This window comes from Pseudonocardia sp. T1-2H (assembly GCF_038039215.1).
Classification (GTDB): domain Bacteria; phylum Actinomycetota; class Actinomycetes; order Mycobacteriales; family Pseudonocardiaceae; genus Pseudonocardia.
Genome location: NZ_JBBPCL010000001.1, coordinates 597,210 through 621,009, shown reverse-complemented (window position 1 = coordinate 621,009; position 23,800 = coordinate 597,210). Strand labels below are relative to the sequence as shown.

The following is a 23,800-nucleotide window of genomic DNA, read 5'->3' as shown; positions in this document are numbered from 1 at the left end:
GGCATGGCCCAACTCCTGGACGACGACGCCGTCACCACCGCCCTGGCCGGGTTGCCCGGCTGGGAGCGGGACGGCGACTCGATCGTGCGCACCGTGGCGCTCCCGTCCTTCCCGGAGGCGATCGCGGTCGTCGACCGGGTCGCGGAGGACGCCGAGTCCCGGGACCACCACCCGGACATCGACATCCGCTGGCGCACTCTGACCTTCCGGCTGTCCACCCACTCCGAGGGCGGGCTGACGGCGAAGGACACGGACCTCGCGGGCGTGATCTCGCAGCACATCGCGGCCGCCGGCGGCTGAGCCGGCTCAGAACTTCCGGTTGGCCAGCACGGGCACGGACTTGCGCGCCGCGTCGACCTCGCCCGGGTCGATGTCGACGACCAGCAGGCCCGGCTCCGCGTCCAGCTGCGCGACGATCGATCCGAACGGCCCGGCGACCGCGCTCGCCCCGATCCCCGTCGGCGCCCGGCCCGCCTCGCGGCCCACCGTCGTCGGGTCCGCCTGGTCGCAGGCCGCGACGAACGTCGTCGAGTCCAGCGCGCGGGCCCGCACCAGCAGGTCCCACTGCTCGCGCTTGCCCGGTCCCGCGCCCCACGACGCCGGCGCCACGACCAGGGTCGCCCCCCGGTCCGCGAGGGCCTGATAGAGCCCCGGGAACCGCAGGTCGTAACAGGTGGACAGGCCGACCGTGAGCCCGTCGACCTCGATCGTGACCGGGTCCGTGCCCGGCGCCACCGTCTCGGACTCGGCGAACCCGAACGCGTCGAACAGGTGGATCTTGTCGTAGGCCGCCTCGACGCCGCCACCCGTCGCGAGCAGCGTGTTGCGCACCCGCCCGTCCGGGCTCGGGGTGAACATCCCGGCGACGACGGTGACGCCCGCGTCCTCGGCGATCGCGCGGACGTCCGTGGCCCACGGCCCGTCGAGGGGCTCGGCGATCGGCCCGAGCTTGACCCCGAAGCAGCACATCGTGGCCTCGGGGAACACGACGATGCGGGCGCCCTGCTCGGCGGCCGCGCGGACCTGGTCGGTCACGAGGCCGAGGTTCGCCTCCGGTTCCGAGGTGGAGACGATCTGGGCCAGCGCGATGCGCACGGGGGTCCTCCTGTCGGTGGTGCTGTATATCTTCTGTATGCCGGTCAGGGAGTCAGGACGCGACAAGGCCGTCCGCTACCTGCGCGAGACCGTGCTCGCCGACCCCGCGGTCCAGGGCACGTTCCTCAACGAGGTCGAGCTGGCGAAGCGGATCGGCGTGTCCCGGACCCCGGTGCGCGAGGCCCTGCTCCTGCTGGTCTCGGACGGGCTGGTCGAGATGATGCCCGGCCGCGGCGCGTACGTCCCGCCGCTGACCGGCCGGCAGATCCGTGAGCTCATGGAACTGCGCGGCGTCCTCGAACGGCATGCCGCCACCCGCACCCTCACCGGCGGCACGGTACCGCTCCCGGCGCTCCGCGACGCCCTGGCCGAGCAGGAGAAGCTGGTGCGGGACGGGCCGGACGACCTCGCGACGGCGACCGCGTTCATCGATCGGGACATGACCTTCCACCAGTCCCTCGTCGACGCCGTCGGCAACGCCACGATCGCGCGCACCTACGCCGGCCTGCGGGTCCGGCAGCGGCGCGTCGGCGTCGCAGCGCTCTACCGCGCCGCGAACCGGCAGCGCTCGGTGTGCACCGAGCACGGCCGGATCGTCGACGCGCTCGCCGCCGGCGACGAGGCGGCCGCCCACGCCGCGATCGACGAGCACCTGGAGCTCACACTGCGGGTTCTGCTCGAGGCGTGACGCCGCGCGCGAGGTAGGCCTCGTCCTCGGCGCGGTCCGGGTCCCGACCCAGCAGCAGCCCGCAGATCGAGACCACGCACGCGACCGCGACGTACACCGCCACCGGGACCCAGCTGCCGAAGCGCCCGATCAGCGCGGTGAAGGCCAGCGGCGCGACCGCGCCACCGAGGATCCCGGCGATCGTGTAGGCCAGCGAGCTGCCCGTGTAACGCAGCCGCGGCGAGAACTGCTCGATGATGAACGCGGCCTGCGGCCCGTACATCAGGGAGTGGAACATCAGGCCGACGACGACCCCGACGACCAGCATCACCGTCGAGCCGCCACTGATCACCGGGAAGAACACGAACGGCCAGAGCGCACCGCCGACCGCCGCGAGGGCGTAGACGAGGCGCCGGTTGATCCGGTCGCTCAGCGCGCCGGCGGCCGGGATTCCCACGAGCTGGAACGCCGCGCCGACGAGCGTCGCGGTGAGCACCTGGCTCCGGGAGAACCCGTGGGTGGTGCCGTAGCTCAGCACGAACACGGTGAAAAGCGCGTACGTGACGTCCGGGCCGATCCGGCTGAGCACGCCGGCGACCAGGCCGCGCCGCTCGGTCCTGAAGACCTCCTTGATCGGCGCCTCGGGGCGGTCGCCGTGCTCCTGGATCGCCCGGAAGACCGGGGTGTCCTCGAGCTTGAGCCGGATCCACAGCCCGAACGCGACCAGCAGCCCGGACAGCAGGAACGCGACGCGCCAGCCCCAGGACGCGAACGCCTCGTCGCTCAGCGTCGCGGTGAGCAGGGCCAGCACGCCGTTGGACATCAGGTTGCCCGCGGGCGGGCCGATCTGTGCGGCGGACGCCCAGAACCCGCGCTTCGCCGGATCGCCGAACTCGCTGGAGAGCAGCACGGCGCCGCCCCATTCGCCACCGACGCCGACGCCCTGCGCGAAGCGCAGCAACACCAGGATGATCGGCGCGGCGACGCCGATCGTCGCGTAGGTGGGCAGCAGGCCGATCAGGAACGTGGCGACGCCGATCAGCGTCAGCGTCAGGACGAGGACCTGCTTGCGGCCGATGACGTCCCCGAGGCGGCCGAACACGACCCCGCCCAGGGGCCGCGACACGTAGCCGACGGCGTAGGTCGAGAACGCGAGCAACGTGCCGGTGAGCGGGTCGGAACCCGGGAAGAACAGCTGGGGGAAGACCAGCGCGGCGGCCGCGGAGTAGACGGCGAAGTCGTACCACTCGAGGGACGTGCCGGACAGGCTCGCCACGAACGCCTTGACGATCGAGCGCCGGTCCGGCGTGGCGGCTGCGGGGGTGGACATGGGGCTCCTGACGTGGGCGATCTGGACTGGCTCGCGTACATACTTGCTGTATACAATTCGCATACGCAACCGCCGCCGCGGCTCCGAAACACGTTCGGAACATCCACTCACCGCTGCCCCGGTCGGTGCGCTACCTGTACCCGTCACCAGGAGAGGTCACACATGACCCGGCTCGACTTCGACCTGCCGGACGGCACCACCCGCTCCGTCACCGTGACCCGCCTGCTCAACGCCGGGTACGCGGGACGCGCCCAGGAGGAGGTCGCCGCGCACGTCGCGGAGCTGGCCGAGCTCGGGGTCCCGGCGCCGTCGGTCACCCCGGCGCTCTACCCCGTCTCGCCGTACCTGGCCGCGCAGGTCGACGCGGTCCCGGCGCAGCACGGCAGGACCTCCGGCGAGGCCGAGTGGGCGCTCGTCGTCGCGGGCGACGATCCGTCCGACCTGCTGCTGACCGTCGCCTGCGACCACACGGACCGCGAGCTCGAGGTGCACGGCGTCGCCTGGAGCAAGAACGCCGGGCTCGACGTCCTGGGCACGAGGGCCTGGCGGCTCGCCGACGTCGCCGACCGGCTGGACTCCGTCCGGCTGCGCGCCTGGGTCCGGCACGGCGAGCGCGAGGACCTGGCCCAGGACGCGACGCTCGACGCCCTGCTGCCGCCCGCCTACTGGGTCGACGTGCTGCGCGAACACGGCTGGCTCGCCCCGGGACGGTCCTGCTGTCCGGCACGGTCGCGATGCTGCCCGGCGTCGACCAGTTCGCGGACGGCTGGCGCGTGCAGCTCGAGGACCCGGCCACCGGCGAGACGCTGGGGCTCGACTACTCCGTGGACCGGATGCCCGACCCCATCGGCTGAGGCACGCCGTCTCCACGCCGCTGAGAGGCCCGCATGCAGGTCCCCGAGGGTGATGCGCGCTACCACCCGGTCCTGCTGCTCCGGCCGGACGCCGAGGACCGGCCGGTCGGCGGCGACCACCCCGTCGTCGTCCGACCGCCCGGACGCGGGCGCGCCCGGGATCACCTGGCGCGCCCGCGAACCGCTTCGCTACAGTCGTCGACATGGCTCAGCGATACTGGTTTAGCGAGCCGGCCCGGGATGGGTCGGCACGCACTCCGCTGCGCTGACCTCCATCCCCTCGAGCCGGAACCCCCACGGGCCGGCTCGGCGGGACTCCCGCGAGGCCTCCGGACGGCCCCACGAAAGGACGCCGTCCGTCATGTCCCCCCTGCATACCGCTGCCGCGCTGGACGACCACCGCACCGCGCGGATCAGCCCCCTGCTCTCCCCGGCGCTGCTGCGCGACGAGCTGCCCGCCGGTGAGCGCGTCGGCGAGGTGGTCACGCGCGGCCGTGCCGACGTCGTCGACATCCTCGACCGGCGGGACGACCGGCTGCTCGTCGTCGTCGGCCCGTGTTCGATCCACGACCCCGAGGCCGCGCTCGACTACGCCCGCCGGCTCGCCGCACACGCCCAGCGCGTCTCGGGCGACCTGTGCGTCGTCATGCGCGCGTACTTCGAGAAGCCGCGCTCGACCGTCGGCTGGAAGGGCCTGATCAACGACCCCGGGCTCGACGGCAGCTTCGACGTCAACCGTGGCCTGCGCGCCGCCCGCCGACTCCTGCTCGAGATCAACGAACTCGGCCTGCCGGTGGGCTGCGAGTTCCTCGACCCGATCACCCCGCAGTTCATCGCGGATACCGTGACCTGGGGTTCCATCGGTGCGCGGACGGCCGCGTCGCAGGTGCACCGGCAGCTGTGCAGTGGTCTCTCGATGCCCGTCGGGATCAAGAACGGCACCGACGGCGACGTTCAGGTCGCCGTCGACGGCATCGGCGCGGCCGCCGCGCCGCACGCCTTCATGGGCATCAACGCCGACGGCCTCGCCGCCCTCGTCCGCACCACCGGCAACCCGGACGCGCACCTCATCCTGCGCGGCGGCTCGGCCGGGCCCAACTACTCCGCGCCCGACGTGGCCTCGGCCCGCGACCGGCTGACGCGGGCGGGGCTGCCGGAGCGGGTCGTCGTCGACGCGAGCCACGGCAACAGCGGCAAGGACCACGTCCGCCAGGCCGCGGTCGTCGGCGAGATCGCGGGCCGGATCGCGGGCGGCGACCACGGGGTCACCGGGCTGATGATGGAGAGCTTCCTCGCGGCGGGACGCCAGGAGCTCGGCCCGGCGCTGACCTACGGGCAGTCGGTCACCGACGCGTGCATGGACTGGGACACCACGGCGGGCCTGCTCGACGAGCTCGCGGGGGCGGTCCGGGCGCGCCGTTCCGGCTGAACGAGCCGCGTTCACGAGGGGATCGGGAGAGGAACGTGAGTGCTGTCCTCGACGGTGTCGGCAGCACCCACGTTCGTCTCACGCACCGCTCTCACCACCCCCTCACCCACGGAGCAGTACTGTCGAGGCTGTTCCACGACCTCTTCGGCGCCATCCGGCCGCCGCGCACCAGGGAGTCCTCGTTGTCGCAAGGCCGGTTGCCGGCGCCCGTCCCCCGGTCGAGCCGTCGTGAGCGATACGTTCACCGACCCCCGTCCACCCCGAGTGGACAGGCGCACGGCGACGTTCCTCTCCAGCTGCGTGCTCGTGCTGCTCGTATGCCTGATCGGGGCCACGGTCCCGACGCCCTGGGTCGCGATCGGACCGGGCCCGGCGCCGAACGTCCTCGGCGAGTCGGAGGGCAAGCCCGTCATCACGACGAACCTGCCGACCTACCCGACGTCCGGGCACCTGAACATGACCACCGTCCAGATCTCGGACGGTCTGACCCTGTTCCGGGCGCTGCAGCTCTGGGCCGACCCGGAGCGCCAGGTCGTCCCGCGGGCGTCGCTGTTCCCGCCGGACGAGACGCAGGAGCAGATCAACCAGAAGAACGACCAGGACTTCACGAACTCCCAGTCCAACGCCGCCGCCGCCGCGCTGACCTACCTGAAGATGCCGACCCGGGTGTTCGTCGGCCCGCAGCCCCCGGGGTTGCCCCCAACGGCGTCCTCGAGACCGGGGACCAGATCCTCGCCGTCGACGGGCGGCCCGTCGACTCGGTCGAGGACGTCCGCGCCGCCCTGGCGGGGACGACGCCGGGGCAGCAGGTCCCGGTGCGGATCCTGCGCGGCGACGCGATCCCCACGGACGTCATGGTCACGCTCACCCGGCTCGGCGACTCGGCGCAGGGCGCGCTCGGCATCGGGCCCGTGGCCAAGCCCGAGACCGACGACGAGATCACCATCTCGCTGAGCGGCATCGGTGGCCCGTCGGCCGGGTTGATGTTCGCCCTGGCCGTCGTGGACAAGCTGACGCCCGGCGAGCTCACCGGCGGCCACAACATCGCCGGCACCGGGGAGATCACCTCCGAGGGCACGGTGGGCCCGATCGGCGGGATCGGCCTGAAGCTGATCGGTGCGCAGCGCGCGGGGGCGACGGTGTTCCTGGTGCCCGGGAAGAACTGCGAGGAGGCCCGCGCCGACGCCCCGGCGGGGTTGCAGCTGGTGCGGGTGGACACGCTCACGGACGCGGTCCAGGACCTCGACATGCTGCGGGCCGGGCAGACTCCGTCGACCTGCTGACACACGGCTCGCGTCCTACTTGGCGGGGGCCTCGCGCCGCACGGCGTCGGTGAGCGTCGCGCGGAACGCCTTGACGTCACGGCTGCGGACGTAGGTCCCGACGGCGTCGTAGAAGCCCTGCTGGAGCCTCGGGCTCAATACCTCGCCATGCACGATCGACCACAGCACGACCTCGCTGCGCAGCGCCTGCGCCGCAGAGCGCTGGTAGGCCGAGAGCGACGAGACGTCGACGTCGGTGCGGATCGGCACCGAGCCCTTGGCCTTGCTGAAGGCCAGTTGCGTGTCCGGCGCCGCGATGACCGCGAGGAAGTCGGAGGCGTTGCGTGCATTCGCGGATCGAGAGGCTCGGACGAACGTGTCGACGACGGCGACGTAGTTCCCGTCGGTGCCGGGATAGGGCACCTCGCCGAAAGTCTGCCCGTCGACCGCCCCGGCCTTGACCAGCTCCCCGAAGGCCGAGTCATTGAGCGTCTCGAAGGCGCACCCGCCGTCCGCGAGCTTCTTGGTGGCCGCGTCCCACGACAGCGCCGCCGCCTGGGGGTCGGCGTAGTCCAGGATCTGCCCGAACCGGGCCAGCGCCTCGTCCACCGAGGCGGAGTTCCAGTCGAACCGATCCGCGCCGATCTGTCCCCACCCGTCGGCGCCGACCACGCTCAACAACGTGTTCTCGAACAGCGCGGGGGTGGTGAACGCGTCCTTGGCCCCCAGGCACAGTGGTGTGACGCCGGCTGCCCTCAGCTTCGCCAGGTCGGCGAGGAAGGCCGCGGGTTGGTAGCCGGCCCCCGGCGCGGCCACGCCGGCCTGGGCCAGCAGGGCGGTGTTGAAGAACAGCATGTTGCCCCGATGGGAGCTCGTCGGCACCCCGTACTGCTTGCCGTCGACGGTGAGCCCGTCGCGGATGACCGGCGGGAGGGCGGCCGCCAGCCCGCCCCGGCCGTAGAGGTCGCTGACGTCGGCGACCTGGCCCTGGCCGACGTAGGCCCGTAGCGATGCGGCGGGGAAGGTCTGCCAGACGTCGGGCGGGTCCCCGGACAGCAGGCGCTGGGCGAGCACGACCTGGGCGTTGCCGCCGCCGCCCCCGACGACGGCACTGTTGGTCACCGTCACCCCGGGGTGCGCCGCCCGGTAGGCGTCGAACAGGACGGTGAGGGCCTGCTGCTCCGATCCCGAGGTCCACCAGGAGAGCACCTCGAGGTTCTTGGTGGCCTCCTGGCTCGATCCCTGGCCCGACGAGCAGGCGGCCGCCACGCACGCGACCACCAGCCCGAGCACGGCGACGCGGAGCCCGCGGAGTCTCATGCCGCATCCGCCTTTGCCGTCGCGAACCCGGGCTGCTCCGGGGCCCGGAGGTCGTAGAACGCGAAGGCCGCGACCACCGCGAAGCACGCGGCCGGGACGATGAAGGAGACGGCCGGGCTGGTGGCGTCCAGCGTCGCGCCCTGGATCAGCGGCATGATCGCACCGCCGACGATGGCCATCACCAGTCCGGCGGCGCCGAGCTTGGTGGCCGGGCCGAGTCCTTGCAGGGCGACCCCGTAGATGGTGGGGAACATGAGGGACAGGCAGAACGAGACCCCGACCAGCGCGATGACGCCCGTGATGTTGGGGAAGAACATGGCGTAGACGCACAGCAGCACGGCGAGGACGGCGAGGACCGCGAGGACCTTGGTCGCGCGGATCTTTCCGATGACCCAGGTCATGAGGAACCGGGACAGCAGGAAGACGATCAGGCTGACCTGCAGCAGGTAGGCGCCGAGCTCCAGGCTGCCGTTGATGGCCTGCTGGACGTACTGCAGGAGGAAGGTCCACGTGCACACCTGCGCGGCGACGTTGAAGAACTGGGCCACCACACCGAAGCGGTACCGCTTGTTGTTCCACAGAACCCGGAGAAGCGCACCCGTGCTGGTGTCGCCGACGTCGGGGAACTCCTCGACAATCTTCGGTGCCTTCTGGGTGGCGATCACGACCCAGATGGCCAGGAGCAGCAGTCCGAGCCCGAGGTAGGGCCCCATCACGGCGGCGAGCTGTCCTGCCCGGATGACCTGGACCTGCTGCGGCGTGGCCGAGGTCAGGTCCACCGGGGACTCCAACTTCGGCAGGATCAGGGTCGCGGCGATCAGCACGCCGATGTTGGTGCCCAGCGGGTTGAACGCCTGCGCGAAGTTCAGGCGCCGGGTCGCCGTCTCCTCCGGCCCCAAGGCCAGCACGTACGGGTTGGCCGAGGTCTCCAGGATCGAGCATCCGGCAGCCAGCGCGAACAGCGCGACCAGGAACGCCTCGTAGGTGAGGATCTTGCTCGCGGGATAGAAGAGGAACGCCCCGGCGGCGGCCAGGGCGAGGCCGGTCAGCAGCCCGACCTTGTAGCCGAACCGCTCGTTGATCAACGCCGCCGGTATGGCGAGGAGGAAGTAGGCGCCGAAGTACGCCAGCTGGACCAGGCTGGCCTGGAACGTGCTCATCTCGAAGATGTGCTTGAAGCCCGCGACCATCGGCGTGGTCAGGTCGGCCGCGATCCCCCAGGCCGTGAAGCAGCCGATGATGACGGCGAAGAGCAGCCCCATCTTCGGATAGACCAGGCGCTGTTTCGTCGGCGTCGCGCGCTCGGTGGTGGTGTCGTGGTTCGAGACTGCTTCCGCCATGACGGACACGTCCCTATCTCGAGGCAACGCCCTTGTGGCCACGTAGGTCCCGCCGCGAGAATCCCCGACCGAACTCCGTCGGAAAACCGTACGGCCTCCCGGAGATCAGGGCAACGGGCCCGGGCGACCCGCCGAGACTCGGCGCTGATCAGACGTCGAAGCAAACCGAATCGGGCAGATCAGCTACGAGCGGCGTCCGGAGACAATCGCGACGATCCGCAGGGATCTGCTTCGGGCCGGCGACGGAGTGGCCGACTTCCACCGACGGAGTCGATGAGTCCGGGGCGCTCGCCGAGTCAGATCAGTCATGCCGACCACGAGAACGGCCCGCCGCATGTTCGAGCTCCTCGAGCCGATCTGCCTGGTCACCTACCTCGCCGATGAGTCCAACGAGGAGCTGGCCGCGCTCGGCCACCGCACCTACTGGGACGGCTATTTCGCCAGCCGCGCCGCGCCACTGGGACGGGTGCCGGCACAGGTCGTGCACGCAGCCTTCTACAGCTTCGCCGACGGCGAGGCTGCGCGGCACATCCCGAGCGCGTGGGAGACGATCCCGCCGGAGGCCTCCTTCGCCGCGTGGCAACGGGGCAGCGCGGCCTCCGTACGGCGGATTCTCGGCGAGGAGTTGGCTGAGTCCCCGGCCTGGCGCGCGCCGCCGACCTGACCACCAAGGCCGCGACGAGCGCGCCCACGGAAGGTCGGGTGATGTACGCCGGGATGCGGACCCTTCCGGTGCCCAGCGACCCGGTCACCCGGCTGTGGCACTCCGCGACCGTACTGCGCGAGCACCGCGGTGACGGGCACGTCGCCGCTCTCCTCGGAGCGCGCATCGGCGGTGCGGAGGCCCACGTGCTGTCCGCGCTGGAGCAGGGCATCCACCCGCCGGAGTCGTTCGGGCGCCTCCACCACCTGCCGAAGGAGCGGCTGGCCGAGGTCATGGAAGGGCTGCGCGAGCGCGGGCTCGTCGACACCGACGGCTGGTTCACCGACGCCGGCCGCGAGACCAAGCAACGCATCGAAGCCCTCACCGACGAGCTCGCCGCCCCGCCGTACGACGCACTCTCCGCCGCCGAGCTCGCCGAGCTGGTCGCGGAGCTCGAGCCCATCACCGCGACACTGGTCGCCGCAGGATCGCACTGACGAACAGCGACCGCCGAACCCTTGGCACGGCCTGCGACACTGCAGCCGCCGCCATGCCGAGCGAGGTCTTCGCACCGACTGACGAACGACGGACGAACGGCGATGCAGCTTAGGCCGCTGACCAGGGCGAGCAGGCCTCGGTCAGACGTTGAAGCGGAACTCCACCACGTCCCCGTCCGCCATCACATAGTCCTTGCCCTCCATGCGCACCTTGCCCGCGGCCTTCGCGGCGCTCATCGAGCCCGCCTCGATCAGGTCGTCGTAGGAGACGATCTCGGCCTTGATGAAGCCCCGCTCGAAGTCCGTGTGGATCACGCCCGCGGCCTGCGGGGCGGTGTCGCCCTTGTGGATCGTCCAGGCCCGGGACTCCTTGGGGCCCGCGGTGAGGTAGGTCTGCAGGCCGAGCGTGTGGAAGCCCGCGCGGGCCAGGGAGTAGAGGCCCGGCTCCGGCTGGCCGATGGACTCCAGGAGCTCGCGGGCGGACTCCTCGTCCAGCTCCAGCAGCTCGGACTCGACCTTGGCGTCCAGGAACACCGCGTCCGCCGGGGCGACCAGGTCCAGAGCTCCTTGCGCTTGGCCTCGTCGGTCAGGACGCCCTCGTCGGCGTTGAAGACGTAGAGGAACGGCTTGGTGGTGAGCAGGGTCAGCTCGCGCAGCGGCTCGCGGTCCACGCCCGCCTGGAACAGGGTGCGCCCGCCGTTGAGGATCTCGACGGCCTGTTCGGCGGCCTCGAGGACCACCCGCCGGTCCTTCTGCATGCGGGCTTCCTTGGTCAGCCGCGGGACGGCCTTCTCCAGGGTCTGCAGGTCCGCGAGGATCAGCTCGGTGGCGATGGTCTCGATGTCGCTCGCGGCGTCGATGCGCCCGTCGACGTGCACGACGTCCGGGTCGTCGAACACGCGCACGACCTGGCAGATCGCGTCCGACTCGCGGATGTTCGCGAGGAACTTGTTGCCCAGCCCGGCGCCTTCGGAGGCGCCCTTCACGATCCCGGCGATGTCGACGAACGACACGGTCGCGGGCACGACCTTGGCCGAGGAGAACATCTCGGCCAGCCTGTCGAGCCGCGAGTCCGGCAGCGGGACCACCCCGACGTTCGGCTCGATCGTCGCGAACGGGTAGTTGGCGGCGAGCACGTCGTTGCGGGTCAGGGCGTTGAACAGGGTCGACTTGCCGACGTTGGGCAGGCCGACGATGCCGAGGGTGAGGGACACGGTCGTCCAGGGTAGTCGCGCCGCGAGGCTCAGGCCGCGGAGCCCTCGGAGAGCCGCGCCCCCGGCACCGGGCGGTTCTCCAGGTAGCGGCGCAGCGCCACCAGCGCGCGGTGCTGGGTGACCCGGACGGAGCCGGGCGTCGAGCCGAGGATCTCCGCCGTCTCCACGGCGGACAGGCCCACGAGCAGCCGCAGCCGCAGCACCTCACGGTGCCGCTCGGACAGCCGGCCCATCAGCTTCACGATCATCGCGGTGCGTTCGGCCCGGATGGCCAGCTCGTCCGGCCCGTCGACGCTCGCGGTGGTCTCCGGGACGTCGCCGAACAGGTCGATGCGGGAGATGCGGCCGCGCCGGACGGTGTCGGCGATCTTGTTGCGGGCGATGCGGAACGCGAAGGCCAGGAAGGGGCTGCCGGCGTCGTGGTCGAAGGCGGCCAGCGCCCGGAGGACGGCGATCAGCGTGTCCTGGGCGATGTCCTCGGCCGTGTTCGCATCCACGGCGTTGCGCAGCCGGCTGCGGCAGTAGCGCAGCAGCGGCGGGCGGAGCTCGGTCATGAGGTCGTCGCACGCCCGCCGATCGCCGGTCGAGGCGGCACGAGCGAACCGGCCGATGCGGGCGGTGAGCTCGTCCCGGTCGGCGATCTGCGGCAACGGGGCTGCGGGGCGCATGTCGTCCTCTCCTCGGGCCCCGGTGGGCCCTCCTTCTTCCAGGAGAAGCGTGCTCGCTCCGTGAGTACGTCGAGAGCCTGCGAATTTGCGAGTGGTCGGCCTCCCGGCGCCACCCCGGGGTGGTGCCGGCCTCCCCACCGATTCGACCGTTCGGGTTAGAGATCCGCCCGGGAACGGGTAGGAGGTCCTCACGACCGAGGAACGGGAGACACGGGATGCGGATCGGAACGGTACGGATCCTCGCGGCGTGCAGCGTCGTGAGCGTGGCGGGAACGGCGTCGGCCACCGGCATCGCGCTGACGGAGGCGCCGGACCTCGCGCCGGTCGCGCTGCCCGCGTTCGACCTCGCGGACACGCCCCGGGCCCCGGCGGTCCGGGCGCCCGCCGCCCGGGTGCTCGACGCCCCGGTCACCGGGATGCAGATCGCGTCGTTGGGCGTGGCACCCGCGGCCGCGCAGACCGGCCGCGTCGAGGCCGCCCGCGCCATGGCGCGGGAACGCCGGGCGCGGGAGCGGGCCGCCGCAGAGGCGCGGGCGGCACGGGAGCGTGCCGCGACGCCCGCACCCGTCGGGCCCGCCCCGGAGCCTCCCGTCGCCGACGACGAGGACGCGGCCCCGTCCCCCGACCGGGCGGCCCGGCCTCCGCGGGTGCGCTCGCTGTTGCGGGAGATGTGTGCGGACGAGGCCCTGCCCGCGTCCTTCTGCCGCGCGGACTGACCGGCTGCGCGTTCGCGTCCGATTTCCGCCAGAGCGGGCCGTGTGGCGGTGGCAGAGTCGTCCCCGTGCCGCTCGATCCCGAACGCTGCTACCGCGCCGTCGCCTCCCGTGACCCGCGGTTCGACGGCCAGTTCATCACCGCTGTGCGCACCACCGGTATCTACTGCCGGCCCTCCTGCCCCGCCACCACGCCCAAGCGCGTCAACGTCGAGTTCTTCGCGACGGCCGGCGCCGCCCAGCAGCACGGCTACCGCGCCTGCCGCCGGTGCCTGCCGGACGCCGTCCCCGGGTCACCGGAATGGAACGGCCGTGCGGACCTCGCGGCCCGCGCCGTGCGGCTCATCGCGGACGGGGTCGTCGAACGCCAGGGGGTCGCGGGGCTCGCCGCGGGCCTGGGCTACTCCGAGCGGCACCTGACCCGCGTCGTCACCGCCGAGCTGGGTGCGGGGCCGCTCGCACTGGCCCGCGCGCACCGCGCCCACACCGCCCGCCTGCTGATCGAGACCACGCCGATGTCCATGGCCGACATCGCGTTCGCCGCCGGGTTCGCCAGCGTCCGGCAGTTCAACGACACGGTCCGCGAGGTGTACGCGGTGCCGCCGACGACGCTGCGCACCGAGGCCGTGCGGCGGCGCGGGCCCTCGCCGGAGAGCGCGGCCGCGGCCGGCGCGATCACCCTGCGCCTGCCCTACCGGCCCCCGCTCGACGCCGACGGGCTGCTGGCCTTCTTCGCCTCGCGGGCGTTCGCGGGCGTGGAGTCGGTCGACGGGAGCATCTACCGGCGCACGCTGCGCCTCCCGCACGGACCCGCGACCGTCGCCCTCGACCTGCCGCGCGCCGCGAACCACGTGCAGGCGACGGTCCGGCTCACCGATCCGCGGGACCTCGGCCCGGCCGTCGCACGGCTGCGCCGGCTGTTCGACCTCGACGCCGATCCCGTCGCCGTCGACGAGATGCTGGCCACCGATCCGGCGCTCGCACCGGCCGTCGCCGCGGTCCCGGGGATCCGGCTGCCCGGGGCCGTCGACGGCACGGAGATCGCGGTCCGGGCCCTGCTCGGCCAGCAGATCTCCGTCGCCGCCGCCCGGACCGCCGGCGCGGGCCTGGCGGCGGAGCTGGGCGAGCGCCTCTCGGAGTCCCTCGCCGCGGGCGGCCCGGACATCCTGTTCCCGACGGCCGAGCAGCTCGCGGAGCACGCCGCGGACGTCCTGGCCGGGCCCGAGCGCCGCCGGCGTTCGGTGGTCGCCCTGGCCGCGGCCGTCGCGGACGGCTCGCTCGTCCTGGACCCCGGCCGGGACCCCGCCGCGCTGCGCGCCGCGCTGACCGCGCTGCCCGGCGTCGGCCCGTGGACCGCCGGCTACGTCGCCATGCGGCTGCTCGGCGACCCCGACGAGCTCCTGCCCACCGATCTCGCCGTCCGCCGCGGCGCGGCCGCGCTCGGACTCCCGTCCGACCAGGCCTCGCTCTCGCGCCACGCCGAGCGGTGGCGCCCCTGGCGGTCCTACGCCGCCACCCACCTCTGGCGGGCCTCCGCCCCGGAAAGGACACGACCATGAGCACCTGGTCCACCCAGGACACGCCCATCGGCCCGTTCACCGCGGTCGTCGACGACGACGGCGCCGTTCTCGCCTCCGGCTGGACGTCCACCACGGACGACCTCCTGCCGCTGATCCACCCGACGCTCCGGCCCACGTCGCCCGACCACGCCGCGGACCTCGGGCACGTCAGCGACGCCGTGCGCGCCTACCACCGCGGGGACGTCCACGCGATCGACGACGTGCCGGTCCGGCAGCGGTCCGGCGAGTTCCTGCAACACGCCTGGGACGTGCTGCGGACCGTCCCGGCGGGGGCGCCCGTGACCTACACCGAGTACGCGGCCAAGGCCGGCCGTCCCGCCGCCGTGCGGGCCGCCGCGACCGCCTGCGCCCGCAACGCCGCGGCCCTGTTCGTGCCGTGCCACCGGGTCCTGCGCCTGGACGGGTCCCTCGGTGGCTTCCGCTGGGGCCTGGCCGTGAAGCGGCAGCTGATCGAGCTGGAGTCCGTTTCGGACTGAGCCGGGCGCGGACACCCCGGCCGGACCGGGGATCCCCGAAACTGTCGGGCCCCGGGTGCACGCTGCACGCGTGGATGTCGTGACCGCGCTCAACGTGCTGCTCATCGGGCTGCTCGTCGGCCTGGCCCTCGGGGCCGGGGCGATGTGGATGTTCGCCGTCTCCCGGGCCCGGATCGCCTCGGCCGAGGCCGAGCGGGCCGCCGCGAACACCTCGGCCACCGCCCGGGCGGACGCGGCGGGCCTGCGGGCGGAGCGCACCGGGCTGCTGGAGCGGATCGAGGAGCTGCACGAGCAGGTTCAGAACACCACGGAGCGGTTGCGCCGCGCCGAGGCGGACGCGGCCGGCACCCTGGCCGCGCTGCGCAGCGAGCGCGAGGCGGGCGCGGAACGCGAGCGGATGCTCGTCAAGCGGGACGCCGAGCTCAAGGAGGCGTTCCGGGCGCTCTCCGCGGACGCGCTGGCGCGCAACAACGAACACTTCGTCACCCTCGCCGAGAGCCGGATCAAGGAGGCCGCCGCGGCCCTGCACGCGAAGGCCGAGGGGGACGAAGCGGCTCGCGCGCAGGCGATCAACAAGCTGCTGGACCCGATGGCGGCCACGTTGCAGCGCGTCGAGGGCCAGCTGCGCACCGTGGAGATGGAGCGCGAGTCCGCCTACGCGAGCCTGCGCGAGCAGGTCGCGGCGATGCATGTCAGTTCGGACCGACTGCAGACCGAGACGAAGGCGCTGGTCACGGCATTGCGGGCGCCACAGGTCCGCGGCCGCTGGGGCGAGCTGCAGCTGGAGCGGATCGTGCAGCTCGCGGGCATGGTCGAGCACTGCGACTTCTCCACGCAGGTGAGCGCGGCCAGCGGCACGGACGACGACAACGGCGTCCGGCCGGACATGATCGTGCGGCTCTCCGGCGGCAAGCAGATCGTCGTGGACGCCAAGGTGCCCTTCGCGGCCTACCTGGAAGCCGTGGAGACGCAGGACCCGGCACGGCACACCGAGCGGCTCACCGCCCATGCCCGGCAGCTGCGCACCCACGTGGACCAGCTCTCGGCCAAGGCCTACTGGCAGGCGTTCGAGCCCACCCCGGAGTTCGTGGTGCTGTTCGTCCCCGGGGACCCGTTCCTCGAGGCCGCGCTGCGCTCGGACCCGGCGCTGCTGGAGCACGCGTTCGCGCACAACGTCGTGATCGCGACGCCCACCACGCTGATCGCCCTGCTGCGCACGGTCGCCTACGGCTGGCGGCAGGAGGCGTTGGCGCACAATGCGGCCCAGGTGCACCAGCTCGGCCGCGAGCTGCACGGCCGGCTGGCGACGATGGGCACGCACGTGGCCAAGCTGGGGCGCAGCCTGGACGGCGCGGTGGAGAGCTACAACCGCACGGTGTCCTCCCTGGAGGCCCGGGTGCTGGTCACCGCGCGGAAGCTCACCGAGCTCAAGGTCGCGGACGGCGAGCTGGAGAGCCCGGGGCAGGTCGAGCGCACGCCCCGCGCGATCTCCGCCCCCGAGCTCGTCGCGTCCGCGGCGGACTCGCTGATCGCCCTCCACGAGCTGGTGCCCGAACGCCGCCAGGACCCGGGCGACCACGGCGGCGACGACGCCGAACACGGGGGTGAGGGGCCCCGGGCTACGGTGCACGGGTGACGGGTCCCCGGGGCACCACCGCTCCCAAGCGGCAGCAGACCAGCCGTCGGCAGCGCAACGCCGCCCAGCAACGCGCCGCCGGCCGCTGGCCGGTCGCGGACCGTTCGATCATCGGCTCCGTGCTGGGCATCCCGCCGGTCGCCGCGATCGGCGTCGCGCTGGTGCTGACGGCCCTCGGGGTGTTCGCCGACATCCTCCGGCTCGGCACCCTCGGGACGATCTTCACCATCGCCTACTTCGTCGGCTGCGTGCTCGCCGTCGGCTGGGTGCGCCGCCGGAGCCTGTTCGGGCCGATGGTGCAGCCGCCGCTGCTGCTGGCCGTCGCGGTGCCGGCCGTCGTGCTGGTCATCGGCACGCCGGGGCCCGGCGCGGGCGCCACCGAGAAGATGCTGATGATCGGGGCACCGCTGGTCAACGGCTTCCCGACGATGGCCGTCACCACCGCCGTCGTGCTCGTCATCGGGGTGATCCGACTGTTCGGCCAGCGCCTCGGCGCGGACGACGCCGTCGCCCGGCTGCGCGGGCTGTTCGGCAGGGACCGCCGGGCCGAGGACGCCGAGCTCGACGAGCTGGAGTCCTTGGACCTGGACGAGAAGCCCAGGACCCGGGCCCCGGCGCGGCCGCCGGTCAGCGGGAAGCGCGGCTCGGACGCAGCTCGCGGGGCAGGGCGAACGTCAGGGTCTCCTCGGCGGTCGTGACCTCCTCGACGCTCTCCCAGCCGCGCTCGGCCAGGTAGTCCAGGACGCCGCGCACCAGCACCTCGGGCACCGACGCGCCGCTCGTCACCCCGACCGTCCGCACGCCCTCGAGCCACGCCTCGTCGATCTCGCGCGCGTAGTCGATCAGGTGGGAGGCGCCGGCGCCGGCGTTCAGCGCCACCTCCACCAGCCGCACCGAGTTCGACGAGTTCGGCGACCCGACGACGATCACCAGGTCGCAGTGCTGGGCCATGGCCTTCACCGCGACCTGCCGGTTCTGGGTGGCGTAGCAGATGTCGTCGCTCGGCGGGTTCTGCAGCGTCGGGAACCGGTCCCGCAGCGCGTGCACGGTCTCCATGGTCTCGTCCACGCTCAGCGTGGTCTGGGACAGCCAGACGACCTTCTCCGGATCCCGCACGGTGACCGTCGCGGCGTCCGCGGCGTTCTCCACGAGCTGGATGTTCGCCGGAGCCTCGCCCGCGGTGCCCTCGACCTCCTCGTGGCCCTGGTGGCCGACGAGCAGGATGTCGTAGTCCTCGCGGGCGTACCGCTTCGCCTCCTGGTGCACCTTGGTGACCAGCGGGCACGTCGCGTCGATGGTGCGCAGCGAGCGTTCCTTCGCCTGCTCCTTCACCGCCGGCGACACCCCGTGCGCGGAGAACACGACGAGCGCGCCCTCGGGCACCTCGTCGGTCTCGTCCACGAAGATCGCACCGCGCGCGCTCAACGTCTCGACGACGTGGCGGTTGTGCACGATCTGCTTGCGCACGTACACGGGGGCGCCGTGCTGCTCGAGGGCCTGTTCCACGGCCTCGACCGCACGGTCCACGCCGGCGCAGTACCCCCGCGGTGCGGCGAGGAGAACGCGCTTGCCTTCCGATCCGGCAGTGCCAACCATGAACGCCAGCGTACGGGCGCCCCGGCATCGGGGCCGCCGGGAGTGAGCGGGGCGACCCGCCCGGGGATCCGGAGCGGCGTTTCCGGCCGGGCCCGGTGAGCAACGGCACGTTCGGGTGGTCCCCGGTGTGCCGTTGCGTCGCCGACGAGGGAGGATGACCTCATGAAGCCGCTCCCGATGCCGGTACGGATCGCCGCCGGCCTTGCCGCGACCGCAGTCGAGCAGGCTCGCGAGCTGCCCCGCCTCGCGATCGAGTTCCCCGTCACCGCCGTCAGCCAGGCCCTGCAGGTGTCGATGCGCCTGCAGCAGCGGGTCACCGAGCTGGCGATCAAGGGCGACCGCGTGCTCGGGTCCCTCAGCCCCGTCGAGGAGTCACCCTCGTGGGCGACCTTCGACGACGAGCTGGACGAGTCCCCCGCCCCCGCCCGCAACGGCCGCCCCGTGGAGCTCTACCCGACGGCCACCGAACTGGACTCCGAGGACCTCCGGTCGGAGCCTGAGCCCGGACCCGAGCCGGAGGAGCCGGACACCGCGGCCGCGACGGCCGCCGCCGTCACCGCGAGCGCCGCCGCCGGGGACATCGCCGGCACGGACACCGCCGAGACGGGCACCTCCCCCGGGGGCCCGAACGTCATGCCGACCTACCCCTCGATGACGCTGCCCCAGCTCCGCGGCAAGCTCCGCGCGCTGAGCCTGGACGACCTCACGTCGCTGCTGGCGTGGGAGACGACGCACGAGGACCGCCCGGCCTACGTCACGATGCTGAGCAACCGGATCACCACGGTCACCGAGGCGTGAGCGCGGGGCCCACGTCGGAGGAGACTCCCTGGCCGGTCCGGACGGTCGCCCGCAAGATCGCCGAGTGGGTCGACAAGCTGGGGGCCGTCTGGATCGAGGGCCAGCTCGCGCAGGTCACCGCCCGCGCCGGCACGGGTACCGCGTTCCTCGTGCTGCGGGACCCCGCGGCCGACGTGTCCGTGCAGCTCACGGTGCCGATGTCGCTCGTGCGCGAGCAGGGCCCGGTGGTGGCCGAGGGCAACCGGGTGATCGTGCACGGCAAGCCGTCGTTCTACCTGGGCCGGGGCACGCTGAGCATCCGGGTGGACGCGATCCGCGCCGTCGGGCTCGGTGAGCTGCTGGCGCGCGTCGAGCGGCTGCGCAAGCTCCTGGCCGCGGAGGGCCTGTTCGATCCGGCACGCAAGCGCCGCCCGCCGTTCCTCCCGCGCCGGATCGGACTGATCACCGGGCGGTCGTCCGCGGCGGAGCACGACGTCGTCTCGAACGCGCAGGCCCGCTGGCCCGCCGTCCGGTTCCGGATCGAGAACACCGCGACCCAGGGCGGGCTGGCCGTCCCGCAGATCGTCGCGGCGCTCGAGGTGCTGGACCGCGACCCCGAGGTCGACGTGATCGTGCTGGCCCGCGGCGGCGGCAGCGTCGAGGACCTGCTCCCCTTCTCCGACGAGACGCTCTGCCGCGCCGTCGCCGCGTGCCGGACCCCGGTGGTCTCGGCGATCGGGCACGAGCCGGACACCCCGCTCGTCGACCACGTGGCCGACGTCCGGTGTTCCACTCCCACCGAGGCCGGACGGCGGCTGGTGCCGGACCTCGCCGAGGAGGTCGCCCGCGTCGGGGCCCTGCGGGACCGGGCGCGGCGTGCGCTGCACGGCTGGGTGGACCGGGAGCAGCGCGTCCTCGCCGCCCTCCGAGCCCGCCCGGTGCTGGCCGAGCCTCTGCGGAGCCTGGACCGGCGGCACGAGGAGCTGGAACGGCTGCGCGCGGGCACCCGGGCGGCAGTCGAGCGGCGGATCGACCGGGGCGAGACGGACATCGCGCACCTGCGCGCCCGGCTGACGGCGTTGGGCCCGTCCGCGACGCTGGCCCGCGGGTACGCGATCGTCCAGCGGGTCCCGGCCGGGATCGCGCCCGCCGACGAGGCCGGTGCGGTGCTGCCGATCCTGACGGCGGTCGGCGAGACCTCCGCCGGGGAGCGGCTGCGGATCCGGGTCGGGGACGGGGCCGTGCACGCGGTCGTCGCGCCCGAGGAGGATGGCACAGCGGAGAATGGAACGCTGCGGAAGAAGGCAACCAGGAAGGCCGTCGAGTGAGCACCCCGGAACGCACGCCCGTGGAGGAGCTGGACTACGAGCGGGCGCGGGACGAGCTCGCCGAGGTCGTCCGCGCCCTCGAGGTCGGCGGCCTCGGTCTCGACGAGTCGGTGGCCCTCTGGGAGCGCGGCGAGCAGCTGGCGCGCCGCTGCGAGCAGCAGCTCGCCGGTGCCCGGGAGCGCGTCGAGAAGGCCCTGGCAGAGGCGGACAAGGACACCTAGCCTCGCTCCACCGTCGCGCCCACCTCCGCGAGCAGCACTCTCGTGCGGGGAGAAGAGGGGTGCGGCGGCGCAGCGGCGGCTAGTTCTGCTCGGCTCCCGGCGCGAGCGGGCTCGCCTTCACCGTCGCCTCCGCGAGGGCGCGGAACTCGTCGTCGGTCCCGCTGCCCGTGATCAGCAGCCGCACCGTGGGCGTGCCGGGGAGCGTTGCGATCCGGAAGGGCTCGCCGTCCGGGGCGCCGTACTCCACCCAGGTCAGGCCCGCGGCGTCGATCGTGCCGCGGCCCCCCACCGGGCCACCGGCCTCCGCGGCCAGCAGGTTCTCCTCGGCGCCGTCGCTCTGCACGAGGCGCAGGTAGCGCCCGTCCGGCGTCACGTACCCGGCCCGGACGGCGGACCCGCCACCGGTCACGGCGCCGCGGTCCGTGGAGTTGGGTTTCCAGCCCGCCGGGACCGCCGGGACACGCAGCGGGAACACCGACGCCTTGGCGAAGTCCGTGAACGTGGCGCCCACGTCCGTCACCGGGACGGCGTCCGGGTCGATCTCGGGGCCGCCGGGTGCGAAGGAGCAGGACCGCAGCCCGCCGACGCCCACCAGCGCGATCACGAGGAGCACGCCGAGCGCGAGGAGCATGCCGCGCACGTCGGGCGCCCCGCCGCGGGCGGGCTTCTGCGGGGGCGGCGGCTCGGAGGGGGAACTCACGCCGTCCATGGTCCCCCACCCGCCGGGGGTGCACCTTCCGGTACCGCGTCCTGGCCCGGTGGGCGTGCCGCGGCAATGGCATGGCTCTCGGAGCACCCCGTTCGGGGCGGCGATCTGGGAGGATCCCGGGGACTCCCCGCCGCAGGCTCACCGCCGTGCCGCGGGACGCCGGAGCACGACCCGGCGCCCCACCGATGCAGAAGGAGGCCCGATGACCGGCCCCAGCGAGACCACCGGGACATCCAAGCCGGAACGACGCCGCGAGGCACCGGACCGCAACCTCGCCATGGAGCTGGTCCGGGTCACCGAGGCCGCAGCCATGGCCGCCGGACGCTGGAACGGCCGCGGGGACAAGAACGGCGGGGACGGCGCCGCGGTCGACGCGATGCGCCAGCTGATCGGCACCGTCTCCATGCGCGGGGTCGTCGTGATCGGCGAGGGCGAGAAGGACGAAGCCCCGATGCTGTTCAACGGCGAGCAGGTCGGCAACGGCGAGGGCCCCTGGTGCGACGTCGCCGTGGACCCGATCGACGGCACCACCCTGATGGCCAAGGGCATGCCCAACGCGCTGGCCGTGCTGGCCGTCGCCGAGCGCGGCGCCATGTTCGATCCGTCGGCCGTCTTCTACATGGAGAAGATCGCCGTCGGGCCGGAGGCCGCGGGCGTCATCGACATCACCGCCCCGATCGCGGAGAACATCCGCAAGGTCGCGGCGGCCAAGGCCCTGGACGTCACGGACGTCACGGTGTGTGTGCTGGACCGGCCGCGGCACGACGCGATCGTCAAGGAGATCCGGGCGACCGGCGCCCGCATCCGCTTCATCTCCGACGGCGACGTCGCCGGCGCCATCGCGGCGGCCCGCCCGAGCACCGGCGTCGACATGCTGATCGGCATCGGCGGCACGCCCGAGGGCATCATCGCCGCCGCCGCGCTGAAGTGCATGGGCGGGGAGATCCAGGGCCGGCTCTGGCCGAAGGACGACGAGGAGCGCGAGAAGGCGATCGCCGCCGGCCACGACCTGAGCCGTGTTCTCACCACCGAGGAGCTCGTGACCGGGGAGAACGTGTTCTTCTGCGCCACCGGCGTCACCGACGGGGACCTGCTGCGCGGGGTGCACTACCGCGCGGGCGGCTGCACCACGCAGTCCATCGTGATGCGGTCGAAGTCCGGCACGGTCCGGCTGATCGACGGCTACCACCGGTTGACCAAGCTGCGCGAGTACGCGTCGGTGGACTTCGACCCCGCGGTGTTCGTCGAGAACGAGAACACCCCGCCGCTGCCCTAGATCGCACACACCGACAGGCCCCGCCGGACTCCGGCGGGGCCTGTGGTGGGTTCGGGTCCTCGTGGAGGGGATGCGGAGCGCCCGGCGCGGAGCCGTGCCCTGCTCCGCGCCGGACTTGACGCCCTTTCGAGCGCCGCCCCTGTAGCCGCCGCCCCTCCGGCGGCCTGACCCCCATCCTTGCTCCCCGCGGGCGGCCGGTCATCGACAAACCTGATGAACCGGGGCCCGCTTCTCAGGTTGCGGGCGAGGTGTTCGTGGTGTGGTGGAAGACGTCGCCGGGGTCGTACGCCGCCTCGACCTCCGCGAGGCGCGCGTACCTCGGGCCGCGGCGCCGTGGGCATACGCAGAACTGCGCAGTCGACACGGGCGAAACGCCGGTTACGCCGCGCCGACCAGACCCAGTCGCTGCGCGTGCAGCACCGCGGAGAGCCGGTCCGTCACCCCGAGCTTCGCGTAGCAGCGCTCCAGGTGCTTGTGCACCGTGCGCTCGGCGATGTCCAGCCGGCGGGCGATCGCGCCCGCCGTCAGCCCCTGGGACAGCAGGGCGAGCACGGACCGCTCCCGGGGCGTGAGCCGGACCGAGGACGCGATGTCCGCCGTCGCCGCGTCGATGCCGCGCAGCGCCGCCGAGTACGCCCGGACCTGGCGGTCCAGGCCGCTCAGCAGCCGCCAGATCCGCCCGGCCAGCGCCATGTCCTCCCCGGTGAAGACGGCAGGCCGGGCAATGGTGAAGGACCGGACCGCGCCCCCGCCCGGAAGGGCATGACGACCTGCTCCGTCATGCCCGAGACGCGGGCCGGCGCGTTCCCCTCGCCGTACCCGTCGCGAATGAGGAAGTCCTCGAGCACATCCGCGATCTCCAGCGGGACGAGGTCCCCCGTCACGATGTAATAGCGCAGGACGGGGTGGCTGCGCGGGGCGTCGGCCACGCCCCACTCGATGATCTGGTCGCGGAAGCCGTCGATCGAGCCGTCGAGCGGATAGATCTCCCCTGTCAGCGGCCGGCCCGGCACGAGCTCCGACGTGGCCACCCCGACGGCGTCGAACGTGTCCCGCAGCATCAGCGCGATCCGGTCCTCCGGCAGCTCCGTCAACGGTTCTGCCATCAGCTCCGCGATGAACTCGAGCCAAGCCCGGTCGTCGTACCCCGTCCTCATCGCATCTCACTC

22 protein-coding genes and 3 pseudogenes are annotated in these 23,800 nt (G+C 73.1%); 15 read left to right on the top strand and 10 right to left on the bottom strand.

Annotation, left to right across the window (positions count from 1 at the left end; all coding sequences use genetic code 11):
- The first annotated feature begins 3 nt into the window (after positions 1 to 3).
- A complete protein-coding gene (locus WBK50_RS03105; RefSeq protein WP_341334137.1) occupies positions 4 to 300 on the top strand; it encodes a 4a-hydroxytetrahydrobiopterin dehydratase in 297 nt (98 codons plus the stop codon).
- A 6-nt stretch (positions 301 to 306) separates the two neighbouring features.
- On the opposite strand, the gene WBK50_RS03100 is transcribed toward WBK50_RS03105, so the two are convergent.
- A complete protein-coding gene (locus WBK50_RS03100) occupies positions 307 to 1,095 on the bottom strand; it encodes a carbon-nitrogen hydrolase family protein (RefSeq protein WP_341334136.1) in 789 nt (262 codons plus the stop codon).
- A gap of 37 nt (positions 1,096 to 1,132) precedes the next feature.
- Here WBK50_RS03100 and WBK50_RS03095 point away from each other — a divergent pair, with 37 nt between their 5' ends.
- Entirely contained in the window at positions 1,133 to 1,783 is a 651-nt protein-coding gene (locus WBK50_RS03095; protein ID WP_341334135.1) for a GntR family transcriptional regulator, read from the top strand.
- Here WBK50_RS03095 and WBK50_RS03090 read toward each other — a convergent pair.
- Complete coding sequence (locus tag WBK50_RS03090; protein WP_341334134.1) at positions 1,755 to 3,092, bottom strand: MFS transporter; 1,338 nt, start codon at positions 3,090 to 3,092, stop codon at positions 1,755 to 1,757. The two genes, WBK50_RS03095 and WBK50_RS03090, sit on opposite strands and share 29 nt — an antisense overlap.
- A 162-nt stretch (positions 3,093 to 3,254) precedes the next feature.
- Here WBK50_RS03090 and WBK50_RS03085 point away from each other — a divergent pair.
- The 3 genes and pseudogenes from WBK50_RS03085 to WBK50_RS03075 all read left to right on the top strand — a co-directional run bounded on the left by WBK50_RS03085 (position 3,255) and on the right by WBK50_RS03075 (position 6,658).
- Positions 3,255 to 3,946, top strand: a pseudogene (locus WBK50_RS03085) (DUF2848 domain-containing protein).
- 361 nt (positions 3,947 to 4,307) lie between these two features.
- Positions 4,308 to 5,375 (top strand): 3-deoxy-7-phosphoheptulonate synthase, encoded by a 1,068-nt coding sequence (locus tag WBK50_RS03080; protein ID WP_341334133.1) that lies wholly within the window; start codon positions 4,308 to 4,310, stop codon positions 5,373 to 5,375.
- 317 nt (positions 5,376 to 5,692) lie between these two features.
- On the top strand, positions 5,693 to 6,658 hold the full coding sequence (locus WBK50_RS03075) for a S16 family serine protease (protein ID WP_341334132.1): 966 nt from the start codon (positions 5,693 to 5,695) through the stop codon (positions 6,656 to 6,658).
- A 15-nt stretch (positions 6,659 to 6,673) separates the two neighbouring features.
- Here WBK50_RS03075 and WBK50_RS03070 read toward each other — a convergent pair whose 3' ends face one another.
- Together WBK50_RS03070 and fucP are read right to left on the bottom strand one after the other, a co-directional pair.
- Positions 6,674 to 7,957, bottom strand: coding sequence for an ABC transporter substrate-binding protein (locus tag WBK50_RS03070; protein ID WP_341334131.1), 1,284 nt, complete (start codon positions 7,955 to 7,957; stop codon positions 6,674 to 6,676).
- Positions 7,954 to 9,297: an L-fucose:H+ symporter permease gene (gene fucP, locus WBK50_RS03065; RefSeq protein ID WP_341334130.1), complete on the bottom strand. Its 1,344-nt coding sequence runs from the start codon at positions 9,295 to 9,297 to the stop codon at positions 7,954 to 7,956. The genes WBK50_RS03070 and fucP overlap by 4 nt, the downstream gene beginning before the upstream one ends.
- A 307-nt stretch (positions 9,298 to 9,604) precedes the next feature.
- Between fucP and WBK50_RS03060 the strand changes: the two are divergent.
- A pseudogene (locus WBK50_RS03060) lies at positions 9,605 to 10,437 on the top strand (SCO6745 family protein).
- A 141-nt stretch (positions 10,438 to 10,578) separates the two neighbouring features.
- Here the strand turns inward: WBK50_RS03060 and ychF are convergent.
- Together ychF and WBK50_RS03050 are read right to left on the bottom strand one after the other, a co-directional pair.
- Positions 10,579 to 11,651, bottom strand: a pseudogene (gene ychF, locus WBK50_RS03055) (redox-regulated ATPase YchF).
- Between the two features lie 29 nt (positions 11,652 to 11,680).
- Positions 11,681 to 12,319: a sigma-70 family RNA polymerase sigma factor gene (locus WBK50_RS03050; protein ID WP_341334129.1), complete on the bottom strand. Its 639-nt coding sequence runs from the start codon at positions 12,317 to 12,319 to the stop codon at positions 11,681 to 11,683.
- Positions 12,320 to 12,534: 215 nt separating this feature from the next.
- Between WBK50_RS03050 and WBK50_RS03045 the strand changes: the two genes are divergently transcribed.
- The 5 genes from WBK50_RS03045 (at position 12,535) to WBK50_RS03025 (ending at position 17,422) form a co-directional block, all read left to right on the top strand.
- Complete coding sequence (locus tag WBK50_RS03045) at positions 12,535 to 13,035, top strand: hypothetical protein (protein ID WP_341334128.1); 501 nt, start codon at positions 12,535 to 12,537, stop codon at positions 13,033 to 13,035.
- A gap of 65 nt (positions 13,036 to 13,100) precedes the next feature.
- The gene (locus tag WBK50_RS03040; protein ID WP_341334127.1) at positions 13,101 to 14,591 is read left to right on the top strand and encodes a DNA-3-methyladenine glycosylase 2 family protein; all 1,491 of its coding nucleotides are present in this window, start codon (positions 13,101 to 13,103) and stop codon (positions 14,589 to 14,591) included.
- A complete protein-coding gene (locus tag WBK50_RS03035) occupies positions 14,588 to 15,088 on the top strand; it encodes a methylated-DNA--[protein]-cysteine S-methyltransferase (protein WP_341334126.1) in 501 nt (166 codons plus the stop codon). The genes WBK50_RS03040 and WBK50_RS03035 overlap by 4 nt, the downstream gene beginning before the upstream one ends.
- Positions 15,089 to 15,158: 70 nt before the next feature.
- A complete protein-coding gene (gene rmuC, locus WBK50_RS03030) occupies positions 15,159 to 16,724 on the top strand; it encodes a DNA recombination protein RmuC (protein WP_341334125.1) in 1,566 nt (521 codons plus the stop codon).
- Positions 16,721 to 17,422, top strand: a complete 702-nt coding sequence (locus WBK50_RS03025) for a DUF6542 domain-containing protein (protein WP_341334124.1) — start codon at positions 16,721 to 16,723, stop codon at positions 17,420 to 17,422. Before rmuC ends, WBK50_RS03025 begins: the two co-directional genes overlap by 4 nt.
- Here WBK50_RS03025 and WBK50_RS03020 read toward each other — a convergent pair.
- Positions 17,352 to 18,320 (bottom strand): 4-hydroxy-3-methylbut-2-enyl diphosphate reductase, encoded by a 969-nt coding sequence (locus WBK50_RS03020; protein ID WP_341334123.1) that lies wholly within the window; start codon positions 18,318 to 18,320, stop codon positions 17,352 to 17,354. The two genes, WBK50_RS03025 and WBK50_RS03020, sit on opposite strands and share 71 nt — an antisense overlap.
- Before the next feature lie 162 nt (positions 18,321 to 18,482).
- Here WBK50_RS03020 and WBK50_RS03015 point away from each other — a divergent pair, with 162 nt between their 5' ends.
- The 3 genes from WBK50_RS03015 to WBK50_RS03005 are packed head-to-tail and all read left to right on the top strand — an operon-like array spanning position 18,483 to position 20,646.
- The gene (locus WBK50_RS03015) at positions 18,483 to 19,118 is read left to right on the top strand and encodes a lipid droplet-associated protein (protein WP_341334122.1); all 636 of its coding nucleotides are present in this window, start codon (positions 18,483 to 18,485) and stop codon (positions 19,116 to 19,118) included.
- Complete coding sequence (gene xseA / locus WBK50_RS03010) at positions 19,115 to 20,425, top strand: exodeoxyribonuclease VII large subunit (RefSeq protein WP_341334121.1); 1,311 nt, start codon at positions 19,115 to 19,117, stop codon at positions 20,423 to 20,425. The genes WBK50_RS03015 and xseA overlap by 4 nt, the downstream gene beginning before the upstream one ends.
- Positions 20,422 to 20,646: an exodeoxyribonuclease VII small subunit gene (locus WBK50_RS03005; RefSeq protein ID WP_341334120.1), complete on the top strand. Its 225-nt coding sequence runs from the start codon at positions 20,422 to 20,424 to the stop codon at positions 20,644 to 20,646. The genes xseA and WBK50_RS03005 overlap by 4 nt, the downstream gene beginning before the upstream one ends.
- A 79-nt stretch (positions 20,647 to 20,725) precedes the next feature.
- On the opposite strand, the gene WBK50_RS03000 is transcribed toward WBK50_RS03005, so the two are convergent.
- The gene (locus WBK50_RS03000; RefSeq protein WP_341334119.1) at positions 20,726 to 21,346 is read right to left on the bottom strand and encodes a DUF4245 domain-containing protein; all 621 of its coding nucleotides are present in this window, start codon (positions 21,344 to 21,346) and stop codon (positions 20,726 to 20,728) included.
- Positions 21,347 to 21,557: 211 nt separating this feature from the next.
- Between WBK50_RS03000 and glpX the strand changes: the two genes are divergently transcribed.
- The gene (glpX, locus tag WBK50_RS02995) at positions 21,558 to 22,631 is read left to right on the top strand and encodes a class II fructose-bisphosphatase (RefSeq protein WP_341334118.1); all 1,074 of its coding nucleotides are present in this window, start codon (positions 21,558 to 21,560) and stop codon (positions 22,629 to 22,631) included.
- A 378-nt stretch (positions 22,632 to 23,009) separates the two neighbouring features.
- Here the strand turns inward: glpX and WBK50_RS02990 are convergent, their stop codons facing one another.
- The gene (locus WBK50_RS02990; protein ID WP_341334117.1) at positions 23,010 to 23,324 is read right to left on the bottom strand and encodes a helix-turn-helix domain-containing protein; all 315 of its coding nucleotides are present in this window, start codon (positions 23,322 to 23,324) and stop codon (positions 23,010 to 23,012) included.
- Positions 23,291 to 23,788, bottom strand: coding sequence for a hypothetical protein (locus WBK50_RS02985; protein WP_341334116.1), 498 nt, complete (start codon positions 23,786 to 23,788; stop codon positions 23,291 to 23,293). The genes WBK50_RS02990 and WBK50_RS02985 overlap by 34 nt, the downstream gene beginning before the upstream one ends.
- Positions 23,789 to 23,800: the final 12 nt, after the last annotated feature.